This window comes from Staphylococcus sp. HMSC068C09, from assembly GCF_001813735.1.
Taxonomy (GTDB): Bacteria; Bacillota; Bacilli; order Staphylococcales; family Staphylococcaceae; genus Staphylococcus; species Staphylococcus hominis.
The window spans coordinates 29,706-42,561 of sequence record NZ_KV813778.1 but is presented as its reverse complement, the minus strand read 5'-3'; the positions used below and the strand labels follow the sequence as shown (position 1 = coordinate 42,561).

The following is a 12,856-nucleotide window of genomic DNA, read 5'->3' as shown; positions in this document are numbered from 1 at the left end:
TTATTTAATAAAAAAACTGTTAACAGAACGTGATGTCCTGTTAACAGTTTTCTAATTTTTCTTATTTAGCATTAGTATTTTCATAGAAACCTAATTCTAATTGTTTAGATGTTAAACGACGAGTTTTTCTCATTAAGTCAACATCATGAATTAATGATTCACCATATGAAGGAATCATTTTTTTGATTTTTGGTTTCCATTCATCTAAATATTGTTCGAAGTTTCTTTCGATAACTTCTAACGCTACTGAAACTGATGTAGAAGCCCCTGGTGATTCACCAAGTAAAGCAATGATAGAGTGGTCTTTAGAGTCAACCACTTCTGTACCGAATTGGATGAATCCTTTACCTTCTTTTTCATCATCTTTAATAACTTGTACACGTGTACCAGCAGTATATACTTGCCAATCTTCATCACGAGCTTCAGGGTAGAACGTACGTAAGTGGTTCATACAACCTTCTTTAGTCATGATGATTTGGTCAAATGAATATTTAAGTAATGACATATTCTTAACTGCTGCAGCTAATAACGTAGTGATATTGTGTGGTTTAACTGATTTGAATAAATCTAAGTTAGAACCGTGAATTAAGAATTTAGGGCCAACATTTGCGAATGGTCCGAATAATAATGTTCTTTCACCATCGATATAACGAGTATCTAAGTGAGGAACAGTCATTGGTGGTGTGCCAGGTGGCTCTTTACCATAAACTTTCGCATCATGTTGTTCGATAACTTCTGGATTTGTACAAGCGATAAATTGACCAATGATTGGGAAACCACCGATATGTTTACCTTCTTCGATACCAGTTTTTTGTAATAATGGAATAGATCCACCACCAGCACCGATGAATACATGGTCAGCTTCTTTAGTAAAGACTTTATTGTTAGCTAAATCTTTAATTTTAACTTGCCATTTACCGTTAGATAAACGTTTGAAGTCTTGTACTTCATGATTATAGTTGACGTTTACGTTTGAATCGTCGTTTTGTAAGTTATGTGCCATTTTACGAGTTAATTCACCGTAGTTAACGTCAGTACCTTCGTCGATTTTACTAGCAGCCATTAAGCCATCATCGAAACGACCTTGCATCATTAATGGAATCCATTTTCTCATTACTTCGATGTCTTCAGTGTATTCGATATCATCGAACATAGGGAAATCTTTCATTTTTTCGTAACGTTCTTTTAAGAATTGAACGTTGTTTTTACCACGTACGAAACTGATATGTGGTAAAGGATGAATGAAATCTCTAGGATCTTTAATTTGTCCTGATTCTACTAAATGACCCCAAAATTGTTTAGAAATTTCAAATTGTTCGTTAATTTCTTTTGCTTTTTCAATGTCAATCGTACCATCTGGTTGTCTTACAGTATAGTTTAATTCACATAATGCAGCGTGACCAGTACCAGCATTGTTACGTTCATTTGAACTTTCGATACCTGGACGATCTAAACGTTCATAAAGATCGATGTTCCAGTTAGGTACAAGTTCATTGAACATAGATGCAACTGTTGTACTAATTACACCAGCACCGACAATAATCATATCTTTTGATTCTGTCATGTTTGTACACCTCTCCAAAAATTATGTTTCACAATATATTATAATTACCTGTTGCTCTTGTTTCCCTAATATCTAGTAATCAATATATTGTTTTAGTAATGTGTTAAGTCTTTCATTACTATGTTAAAACAAATATAGTCAATTGTAAATCAGAAAAACTTAAATATTCGAATTAATGAATTCATTATCATTAAATTAAGCAAAAAATTTATCAATATAAGTTAAATAGTAAGAATAGTTGAATGATCAAAGTTTTATTATAACATGATGTCATTACAATCACTTAATGATTTACTTACAACCTTATATAATGATTATTTATTATTTTGTAAAAACTTTTCAATATAAAAAGCTGATTCTTCAATTGATTTATACTCAGTATTAATCACTGTAGCATTTAATTTTTTAAATACTTCTTCTGCATAACTGAGTTCTTCTTTTATACGATTTAAATTATTATATTGAGACTCTTTCGACAAACCTAATGTTTCAGCACGACTTTTTCGTATATTTGCAATATACTGTGGACTTGCAGTTAATCCAAATACTTGTAACCCTTTTTGCTTAAAAACACTGTCTGGAATACTAACTTCAGGTACTAAAGGAATGTTTGCTATTTTGTAGCCTTTATTCGCTAAATACATACTTAATGGTGTCTTTGAAGTACGTGATACCCCTACAATCAACGCATCCGCTTCGCCTATATCAGAAAAATGCTTACCATCATCATATTTAACTGAATATTCAATCGCTTCAATACGCTTAAAATAAGCTTCATTTAACTTTCTTAACGCACCACTTTCCATCAATGGTTTTTCACCTGTCACGTGTTCAATAATGCTAATTAAATCTGACATATAATCTACATATGGGATATGATGTTCTCTAGCAAATTCGTGACCAAGTGCATTAAATGATTCACTTACTAATGTCGTAGCTACTATTGCGTGGTGTTCTTTCGCTAAATTTAATATATTTAAAAATTCTTCCTCATCTTTAATATAAGGAAATTTTTTTATTTCTACATTATTTAAATCTGGAAACTGGGTTAAAGTTGCATGAATCATACGTTGAGCAGTTTCTCCAATTGAATCTGAAACAATAAATAATTTTAAATTATGTGCTTGTGACTCGACTTCATTCATTTTTGATTACTCACTTTCCTCCACTTGACTCTGAGCAGTCGCTAAAATTGCTCCTGGAATTCGGAATGGTGAACATGATACATAATCAATTGGTAAGTGATTGAAATAATGAATAGATTTTGCATCTCCACCTAATTCACCACATACACCAATCTTAATATTTTCGTTCACTTTCTTTGCCTGTTTAACTGCCATTTCAATTAGTTTTCCAACGCCATCTTCATCTAATGTTTGGAACGGGTCAAGTTTCAATATATTTCTTTCAGTATACACATTTATAAACTTCCCTGCATCATCTCTAGAAAAACCAAATGACAATTGTGTTAAATCGTTCGTACCAAAGCTGAAGAAATCACAATATTTTGCTAATTCGTCTGAAATAAGACATGCACGAGGCGTTTCGATCATTGTTCCCATTGAGTAATCTACGCTTTCTTGATGTTGTTTTTCTAATTGATCAATAGTCTTAACAAGGTTTTCTTTTAAAGTAGTAAATTCTTCGACTGTAGACACTAACGGAATCATAATTTCTGGTTTACACTGAATGCCTTCTTCTTTTAATTTAAATACACTTTCAATAATCGCTTCTACTTGCATTTCATATAACTCAGGGTATGTGATGGCTAAACGACAACCACGATGTCCAAGCATTGGATTCACTTCGTTTAAATCCACAATGCGTTTATCTAATGTTTCCTTTGAAATATTTAATTGCTTCGCAACATTCGCAATATCCTCTTCAGAATGTGGTAAGAACTCATGCAATGGCGGATCAAGTAAACGTACTATTGTAGGATGTTCACCTGATAATTTAAAAATTTCTTTAAAGTCTTCTACTTGATATTGTTTAATATGATTAAGTGCTTCGAGACGGTCTTCACGAGAGGATGATAAGATGAAACGTCTCATCTCTACTAGTCGCTCAGCCCCAAAGAACATATGCTCTGTACGTACTAATCCGATGCCTTTAGCACCAAATTGGTAACCCACTTTAATATCTTGAGGTGTTTCTGCATTCATACGTACTTTTAAACGAGCTGTCTTTTCTGACCACTCCATAAATTGATTGAATGACTCGCTATGCTCAGCATTGACTGTTTTAATCTCACCTAAATAAATGTCACCTTCTGAACCATCAACTGAAACCATATCTCCTTCATGTAGTGTTTGATTGCCATAGTATACCGTCTTAGCACTCGTATTAATTTCTAAATCAGAACATCCTGTCACACAACATTTACCCATTCCACGAGCTACAACTGCTGCATGAGACGTCATGCCACCATGTGTGGTTACAATCGCTTCACTTGCAATCATACCTTCAATATCTTCAGGAGACGTTTCTGGTCTCATCAAGATCACTTTTTTACCTTGATCTGATTGTGCTTTCGCCTCTTCAGCAGTAAATACAATTTGACCTGTTGCAGCACCTGGACTCGCAGGTAATCCCATTTTAGATACAACTGTTGCTTCTTTTAATGAAGACTCATCGAAATTAGGATGCAACAGTTGATCAATTGATTTTACTTCAACTTTTTTCATTGCTTCTTTTTTAGTAATAATACCTTCATTCACTAAATCTACAGCAATTTGAATAGCTGCACGTGCTGTACGTTTACCATTACGAGTTTGGAGTAAATATAATTGTCCATTTTCAATTGTAAATTCAATATCTTGCATATCTTTATAGTGTTTTTCTAATTGTTTTGTCACATCTACAAATGCTTGATGAACCTCTGGCATTTGATCATGTAATGTTGAGATATCTTTAGGTGTACGAATACCAGCAACAACATCTTCTCCTTGTGCATTAAGTAAATATTCACCAAATAATTTATTTTCGCCAGTCACTGGATTACGCGTAAAAGCAACACCTGTTCCACTATTATCTCCACTATTACCGAAAACCATTTCTTGGATATTTACTGCTGTGCCGATGTCATGTGGAATATCATTTAAATCTCGGTAAATACGAGCACGATCATTATCCCAAGATTTAAATACAGCTTCTATAGCTTCTTCCAGTTGTTTCAAAGGCTCTTGTGGGAAAGGTTTATGTACTTCTTCTACATATATTTCCTTAAAGCGCTTACAAATTTCTTTTAAACCCTCTGCACTAATGGCAGCGTCATTCTCAAAATGATGTTGTTTTTTATACTGTTCGAAATATGTATCAAATGCTTGCATAGGTACACTATATACGACTTCACCAAACATTTGTAATAAACGACGATAACAGTCATAAGCAAAACGTTTATCCCCAGTTTTTTTAGCTAATTTTTCTACATTCTCATCATTTAAGCCCAAGTTTAATATTGTATCCATCATTCCTGGCATAGAAATTTTTGCACCACTTCTTACAGAAACAAGTAATAAATTAGTATCAGAAGAGAATATTTTTCCGGTTCTCTCTGAAAATGAAGCCAAGTGATCAATTAATTCTGTTTTGATGTCAGTAGATAATGACTTACCTTGTTTTAAATACTCAATACATGCTGTTGTGGTAATGGTGAAACCATCTGGTACAGGTAAACCTAAGCGTTTCATTTCAGATAGATTAGCTCCTTTACCTCCCAATACATCTCTCATTGATTTTTGTCCTTCATCAAACGCATAAATATATTTAGTCATTATAAATCACCTCAAATTTTTATTATGTCATACTAATTATTTAAAAGTATGTCATAATAACACGTGAAATACAATTAAAATTATCTTTATTTTTAATTTTTCTAAATATAGACAAATTTTCAATATTCATGTTATCTGATACATCAGTATTCTCATCATAAAAAAACACTGATAAATTAGTGACATACTAATTTATCAGTGTGGTGAATATGATTATTTATTTTGAGCGTTGTTATATTTTGTGCGTTCAGCATCGCGTAATTCAACACGACGAATTTTGCCAGAGTTTGTTTTTGGTAAATCTTCTACAAATTCAATCGCACGTGGATATTTATATGGTGCGACTACTTTTTTAGAGAAAGTTTGTAACTCTTTCACTAAATCATCACTTGGTTTATAGCCCTCTTTTAAAATAATAAATGCTTTAACAATATTGCCACGAATTGGATGTGGACTTGCTACAACTGCACATTCTTTTACCGCTTCATGATTTGTGAGTGCATCTTCAACTTCGAAAGGTCCAATAGTATAACCAGAACTAATAATAATATCGTCACGGCGACCTTCAAACCAGAAATAGCCATCTTCGTCGATATGTGCTAAATCTCCAGTAATGTAATAATCTCCTGCATGTGCCTCTTTTGTACGTTTCTCATCTTTAAAGTAACCTTTAAATAATCCAGGGAAATCAAGTGGTAATGCTATATTACCTTTTACATTTGTATCCACTTTGTTTCCATCATCATCAACAACTGCTACACGACTACCCGGAATAGCTTTACCCATAGAACCAGGACGTGGTTCTGTATCTTTTAAGAAACCAATTAGTAACGTACTTTCTGTTTGTCCATATCCGTCACGCACTGTTAAATTAAAATGTTTACGGAATTGTTCAACTACTTCTCTATTTAATGGTTCCCCTGCAGATACTGCACTGTGTAAATGATCTAAATTGTATTGATCTAAGTTATCTAATTTTGCCATCATACGGTATTCTGTTGGTGTACAGCAAAGCACATTAATTTTAAAGTTTTGTAATAGTGATAAATAACGGGAAGGATTAAATTTACCATTATACACAAATGCTGTCGCTCCTGATCCCATAATAGATAGGAATGGACTCCATACCCATTTTTGCCAACCAGGTGCAGCTGTTGCCCACACTAAGTCATCTTCTTTTATAGCTAACCAATGTTCAGGTGCCATTTTCATATGAGCATATCCCCAACCATGAGAATGTGTAACAGCTTTTGGATTACCTGTAGTTCCAGAAGTGTAAGATAAAATAGCAACATCATCTCTTGTTGTATTGGCTATGTCTAATTTATCACTTTGCTTTGCTTTTTCATCTTCAATACTAATCCAATTCTCTTGATTTCCGTTAATCACAAATTTTGTTAATTCGTTATATTCTTCAATATCTCTAAATTCTTCTATAAAATCAGCTAATACAATAACTGCATTAATTTCTCCATGCGTAATACGATATTGTAAATCCTTTGTTCTTAACATTTCAGAACTTGGGATAATTGCAATACCTAATTTTAATGCTGCAATATAAAGTTCATACGTGATGATAGCACGTGGCATCATGATTAACACTTTATCGCCTTTTTTTAGTCCATGGTTTAATAATACATGTCCTACTTTATTAGCGTTTTTAATTAATTCAGAGTATGTAACACTAATGGGTTCTTCTACACCGTTTTCATAAATAATTGCTTGTTTACTTTGATTTGAAGCATGTTTTTCTATTTCAGATACAATATTATATGTCTCTGGTGCTAATAAATTTAAATGATTCATTACTTTATTTTCCTTCCAATTTTTAAGTTTTCATCGTTCATAAAATCACACATCTTAATTTCACGCAATCCTATGCGGTATTTGTTTTAAATATAAAAAAGATTAAGTTTCTATACCAGTATATTACTTTTTTAGAAACTTAATCTTTGAATATTAAATATATTATCTATATCAACATTCGTTTCTAAATTAGCAAGTTCTATTCTTACATTATAAGATAAATCGCGATTAACTATTTTATTATCGACACCTTGTTTAGTGCCTCTTTTTTTATGCGTTTTATCATAAGCGGCTGAACTTTGCCAATCATAGAACGATTGTCGATCTTTCCATAACGTCAAAATAATATAATGACGATGCTTAGTTTGAGGACGTAAAAAACGTAAAGCTTTGAATCCTGGCACATCTTGTAAATATTTAGTGCGCTCTAAAAATTTAGATTCAAATTGAGGTTCATTACCTTCATTAACAAACAAGTGATTCAAAACACATATTGAATCGTTTGTTAACTCGTTTATTGACTCAAGTACTGTATATAATTGAACATCATTATTTTTTTCGATAGACATAGTCCGTTCTTCTTTTTCTTCTATTACATATGTTTTATAACTATCAGTTAAAGTCACTTCTTAGTTCCTTCATTTCTTAACTAGCTTTAAGCTATCATTTTTAATTCTGCTATTCATCTCTATCTTCCTTCATATAATGAAAGGGAACGTTTAACAATTTCTAAGAATTCATGATCCAACATCGACGTCTTAGAAAAGTAATCAAGTATATTTTCAGCAAGATATTCATGTTTTGGAAAATTTTGGTCTTGATTTATCCATGATGCAAGTTCACCTAATGGGGTCTTATCATCAATAAATCCTTGCATAAAATCATAAAAACTCATCAACTCACCCCAATATCTAAATATAGGATAATACTATCATGACAAATTCTTTAATACTAGAGTATACACTTGACTTCTACTTTAAAAATGTAGAATTATTGCTTAAATATATATTTTGACTGCTTATTCAATAGTTAAATAGTTTAATACTACTGCACCTACTGCTTCTGCTGCAACTAACATACTTGACTCATCAATCGTAAATTTAGGATGATGATGTGGATATGCTTTACCCTCTCTCGGTTTTGCTCCAGAATATATAAAAGTACTTGGCAATGTTTTAGCATAAAAAGCGAAGTCTTCAGATGGCGGTTGAGGTTCGCATACTTCTATGCCTTTAACATCAGCTAATTTTGCTTGGTTAATGGTTTCTGCAACATATTCAGTAAAGTCAAGATCATTATACAATGCAGGATAATCTTTACTAAATGTAAATTCACAATTTACACCAAATGTTTCTTCCAAACCATGAACCATTTGTTTTAAAGCCGTTTCAATACGATCGCGTGTAGCATCTGTCAAAGCGCGAACGTCACCTTCAATGGTTATTTTATCTTTAATCACATTAAATTGACCTTTACCATCAAATGATCCAATTGTGACGACACCCGTTTCAAAGGGATTAAGGCGACGTGAGACCACTGTTTGAGCGGTAGTAACGAAATTAGCTCCCGCTACAATCGCATCATTTGAAGTATGCGGAGAAGAACCATGTCCTCCTTCACCTTTTACAATTAATTTAAAGTAAGAACGTCCTGTTTGAACGTTACCCTTATGATAATAGACTTTACCAGGAGCCATATTAGTCATCACATGGGTGCCTAAAACATGATCAACGCCATCCAATACGCCATCTTCAATCATACCTTTAGCTCCACCAGGTGGCATTTCTTCAGCGGGTTGATGAATAACAATTACTTTGCCACTGAACTGAGATTTCATTTCTATCAATGTTTCTGCCAAAATAAGCATATATGCTGTATGTGCATCATGTCCACACGCATGCATGACTCCCTCGTTTTTAGAAGCAAATGATAAACCAGTATCTTCTTGAATGGGAAGCGCATCAAAATCTGCTCGAATAGCAATCGTTTTCCCAGGTTTACCACTATCTATCGTTACTTTTACACCATTTTGTCCTATATTTGTTTCTACCTTACACTCTTTATCTTTATAAAAATTAGCAATATATTTGGGTGTCTCAGTTTCATGAAATGATAACTCAGGATATTCATGTAAATGTCTTCGAATCTCGATCATACGCTTTTCCTTATCTTGTAAACGTTGCACTAAATCTTTAATCATTTCATATCACTCCTTCTCTGTCATTCATTATATGCCTTTACGTATTAAAAATGTTGTAGAAGAGGATATTTAAAATAAAAAGGTTAGAATCATCTTTGATTCCAACCCTTATTTCATATAACTATCTTATTAATGTTTATAGTATGGATCGAATTCCATTGCTCCAGCATTCTCGTCACTAACACCATGTTTATAGTAATCAACATATTGTGGTTCTAATGGTTTTTTACCACGAATGATATCAGCTGCTTTTTCAGCGAGCATTAAAACTGGTGCATGAATATTACCATTAGTAGTGCGAGGCATAGCAGATGCATCAACAACACGTAAATTTTCCATGCCATGTACTTTCATAGTTAATGGATCTACAACTGCCATCGGATCTGACGCTGGCCCCATTTTAGCACTACAAGAAGGATGTAAAGCAGTTTCGCCATCTTTACGTACCCAATCAAGAATTTCTTCATCTGTTTGTACAGATGGTCCTGGTGAGATTTCACCACCATTATATGGATCCATTGCAGGTTGAGATAAAATATTACGTGCTACTCGAATTGCTTCAACCCATTCTTGTTTATCTTCTTTTGTTGATAAATAATTGAATACAATACTTGGTTTTTCAAATGGATCTTTTGATTTAATTTTTAAACTACCACGTGAATTTGAATACATAGGACCAACATGTACTTGATATCCATGCGCCACCGGTGCTTTTTGACCATCATATCTTACAGCAATTGGCAAGAAATGGAACATTAAATTTGGATATGCAACTTGATTGTTAGATCTAACAAAAGCACCACCTTCAAAGTGGTTTGAAGCTGCTGCACCTTTACGTGCAAATATCCATTGTAATCCAATCCAAGGCATACGTTTTACATCTAAGCTTGGTTGTAATGAAACAGGCTGCTTACATTTATGTTGAATATATACTTCTAAATGGTCTTCGAAGTTTTCTCCAACACCAGGTAAGTGCATGCGTGGTTCTATACCTTTAGATTTTAAGAATTCAGAATCACCGATACCAGACAATTGCAATAACTGAGGTGTATTAAATGCACCACCTGAAAGAATTACTTCACCGGCATTCACAGTATGAAGTTTACCATTACGTTTAAACGTTACACCTGTAGCTTTCTTACCTTCAAAATGTATTTTAGTAACAAATGCACGTGTTTTAACTGTTAAATTTTTACGCTTCATTGCAGGACGTAAATAGGCACGTGAAGCTGAAACACGACGGCCATTATGTACTTGACTATCAAATGGACCAAAGCCTTCTTGTCTATATCCATTGACGTCGTTTGTTTTATGATAACCTGCTTCAACACCTGCATCGAAGAATGATTTAAATAATGGATTTGTGGCTGGTCCACGTTTTAATTTAATCGGACCGTCATGTCCTCTATATTTATCATATGGTGCAGCTCCAAATGTTTTTTCTAGTTTTTTAAAATAAGGTAAACAATGTGCAAAGTCCCAAGTTTCCATTCCTTCTGGTTTAGCCCAGCCTTCATAATCCATTGGATTACCACGTTGATAAATCATACCATTAATTGAACTTGAACCACCTAATACTTTACCTCGAGCATGGTCTACCTTACGTCCCATATGCGGTTCTTCTTCAGTTTGGTATCTCCAATCGTAAAATGGATTTCCTGAAGGAAACATCAATGCTGCAGGCATTTGTATAAATAAATCCCATGGATAATCACTACGTCCTGCTTCTAGTACAAGTACTTCTTTATTTTTATCTTCTGACAAACGATTTCCCAATACTGATCCAGCGCTTCCTCCGCCAATAATTACGTAATCATATGATTGATTTTTACTCATATATTGTCGTCCTCCTATAAAAATATAAATCTTCTATTTAAATACAATTTAGTTTGATTTGATACGTCTTTATTCTTCAAAATAAATGGACCGTAAAATAATACGTCTACGGTCCTTTATAGTTAAATTGTAAAAGTTATTTACTAAAGAAATTTACAGGTTCTGGATTTCTATTTGTAAGAATATGTTTAGAGATTAAGTATTCTTCTAATCCTTCTTTACCTAACTCACGTCCAATACCAGATTGTTTATAACCACCCCATGGCGCTTGAGCGAAGTAAGGATGGAAGTCATTAATCCAAACTGTGCCTAGTTTTAATTTATTAGCTACACGTTGTGCTTTTCCTATATCTTTAGAAAATACTGCACCTGCTAAACCATAAATTGAATCATTTGCGAGTGCAATCGCTTCTTCTTCATTATCGAACCCTTCTACTGTAACAACAGGGCCAAATACTTCTTCTTGAACAATTCTCATATGAGTATCGCAATTAGTGATTACAGTTGGTTCAAAGAATAAACCTTCTTTTAAACCTTCATCGTCTGGACGTTTCCCACCGATAGCAATTGTTGCACCATCATCTTTAGCAACTTTCATATATTTTTCAATTTTATCTCTATGTTCTGGAGAAATCACTGGACCCATTTCTGTGTCACTATCAAATCCATTACCTAATTTAATTTTTCCAACACGTTCAATTAAAGCTTTTTCAAATTTTTCTTTTATATTGTTATGAACTAAAATTCTTGAACCTGCTGAACAAACTTGACCTGCATGGAAATATCCGCCATTTAATGCTTGATCTACAGCTAATTCAAAATCAGCATCATCAAAAATAATATTTGGATTCTTTCCGCCAAGCTCTAATGCAATATTAGTTACATGATTTGCAGCATTCTTCATAATGTGTTTACCAGTTTCAATTCCACCTGTAAATGATACTAAATCAACTTCTTTATGACCTGATAATGTATCTCCTACTTCTTCACCACTACTTAATATTAGGTTGATAACCCCTTTAGGGAATCCAACCTCTTCCATTAATTCAAATACACGAATTGTTGTTAATGGCGTAATTTCACTTGGTTTCATTACTAATGAGCAACCAGTTGCTAATGCAGGTGCAATTTTCCATGAAGCTTGTAATAATGGATAATTCCAAGGCGTAATTTGTGTAACTACACCTACAGGTTCTTTAACAAGTTTACTTTCAGTGTTAGGTATTGGAGAATCAATAATTTCTCCTCCGTCTTTATCCGCCAAACCTGCAAAATAATTAAACACATTTGCAATATCATCCATATCTGCATAAGATTCCTCTAATGTCTTACCAGTATCTAGTGTTTCTAATTTGGCTAATTCATCACGATTTTCTGTAATTTTATCAGCAATTGCTCTTACTTTTTTACCTCTGACTTCACTTGTTTCTTGTGACCACTCACCATTTTCAAATGAACGACGTGCTGCTAAAATAGCTTGCTCTGCATCTTCCTTAGTACCTTCAGTAACAGTGAAAATCACTTCTTGATTATATGGATTAATAATATCTCTAGTATTTTTGTTAGCGCTCTCTACCCATTCACCATCGATATATTGGCGATTAGACAATGCTTTTACAAGTTCCATCATACTACCTCCGTTAAGTTTGTTAAATTTTTATTTAACGAATTTTA

At 33.4% G+C, this 12,856-nt stretch carries 9 protein-coding genes; all 9 read right to left on the bottom strand.

Features of this window, described 5'->3' with window-relative positions:
• Positions 1 to 61: 61 nt before the first annotated feature.
• The 9 genes from lqo to betB all read right to left on the bottom strand — a co-directional run bounded on the left by lqo (position 62) and on the right by betB (position 12,809).
• Positions 62 to 1,564 carry an L-lactate dehydrogenase (quinone) gene (gene lqo / locus HMPREF2930_RS09710; protein WP_002449218.1) on the bottom strand — a complete coding sequence of 501 codons (1,503 nt, stop codon included), beginning with the start codon at positions 1,562 to 1,564 and terminating at the stop codon, positions 62 to 64.
• Positions 1,565 to 1,878: 314 nt separating this feature from the next.
• Positions 1,879 to 2,709, bottom strand: coding sequence for a pyruvate, water dikinase regulatory protein (locus tag HMPREF2930_RS09705; protein WP_017175436.1), 831 nt, complete (start codon positions 2,707 to 2,709; stop codon positions 1,879 to 1,881).
• A 6-nt stretch (positions 2,710 to 2,715) separates the two neighbouring features.
• Positions 2,716 to 5,340, bottom strand: coding sequence for a pyruvate, phosphate dikinase (gene ppdK / locus HMPREF2930_RS09700; protein WP_017175437.1), 2,625 nt, complete (start codon positions 5,338 to 5,340; stop codon positions 2,716 to 2,718).
• A gap of 213 nt (positions 5,341 to 5,553) precedes the next feature.
• Positions 5,554 to 7,146, bottom strand: a complete 1,593-nt coding sequence (mbcS, locus tag HMPREF2930_RS09695) for an acyl-CoA synthetase MbcS (protein WP_017175438.1) — start codon at positions 7,144 to 7,146, stop codon at positions 5,554 to 5,556.
• Between the two features lie 131 nt (positions 7,147 to 7,277).
• A complete protein-coding gene (locus HMPREF2930_RS09690) occupies positions 7,278 to 7,715 on the bottom strand; it encodes an antibiotic biosynthesis monooxygenase family protein (RefSeq protein ID WP_202596562.1) in 438 nt (145 codons plus the stop codon).
• A gap of 119 nt (positions 7,716 to 7,834) precedes the next feature.
• The gene (locus tag HMPREF2930_RS09685) at positions 7,835 to 8,041 is read right to left on the bottom strand and encodes a YozE family protein (protein ID WP_017175440.1); all 207 of its coding nucleotides are present in this window, start codon (positions 8,039 to 8,041) and stop codon (positions 7,835 to 7,837) included.
• A 123-nt stretch (positions 8,042 to 8,164) separates the two neighbouring features.
• Positions 8,165 to 9,346 (bottom strand): amidohydrolase, encoded by a 1,182-nt coding sequence (locus HMPREF2930_RS09680; protein WP_037541498.1) that lies wholly within the window; start codon positions 9,344 to 9,346, stop codon positions 8,165 to 8,167.
• Between the two features lie 129 nt (positions 9,347 to 9,475).
• Positions 9,476 to 11,182: a choline dehydrogenase gene (betA, locus tag HMPREF2930_RS09675; protein ID WP_017175442.1), complete on the bottom strand. Its 1,707-nt coding sequence runs from the start codon at positions 11,180 to 11,182 to the stop codon at positions 9,476 to 9,478.
• Between the two features lie 136 nt (positions 11,183 to 11,318).
• Complete coding sequence (betB, locus tag HMPREF2930_RS09670) at positions 11,319 to 12,809, bottom strand: betaine-aldehyde dehydrogenase (RefSeq protein WP_017175443.1); 1,491 nt, start codon at positions 12,807 to 12,809, stop codon at positions 11,319 to 11,321.
• Positions 12,810 to 12,856: the final 47 nt, after the last annotated feature.

Bases quoted from the DNA above. Each gene is read 5' to 3' on its own strand.
- lqo (WP_002449218.1), bottom strand. From the start codon at position 1,564: ATGACAGAATCAAAAGATATGATTATTGTCGGTGCTGGTGTAATTAGT.
- HMPREF2930_RS09705 (WP_017175436.1), bottom strand. From the start codon at position 2,709: ATGAATGAAGTCGAGTCACAAGCACATAATTTAAAATTATTTATTGTT.
- ppdK (WP_017175437.1), bottom strand. From the start codon at position 5,340: ATGACTAAATATATTTATGCGTTTGATGAAGGACAAAAATCAATGAGA.
- mbcS (WP_017175438.1), bottom strand. From the start codon at position 7,146: ATGAATCATTTAAATTTATTAGCACCAGAGACATATAATATTGTATCT.
- HMPREF2930_RS09690 (WP_202596562.1), bottom strand. From the start codon at position 7,715: ATGTCTATCGAAAAAAATAATGATGTTCAATTATATACAGTACTTGAG.
- HMPREF2930_RS09685 (WP_017175440.1), bottom strand. From the start codon at position 8,041: ATGAGTTTTTATGATTTTATGCAAGGATTTATTGATGATAAGACCCCA.
- HMPREF2930_RS09680 (WP_037541498.1), bottom strand. From the start codon at position 9,346: ATGATTAAAGATTTAGTGCAACGTTTACAAGATAAGGAAAAGCGTATG.
- betA (WP_017175442.1), bottom strand. From the start codon at position 11,182: ATGAGTAAAAATCAATCATATGATTACGTAATTATTGGCGGAGGAAGC.
- betB (WP_017175443.1), bottom strand. From the start codon at position 12,809: ATGGAACTTGTAAAAGCATTGTCTAATCGCCAATATATCGATGGTGAA.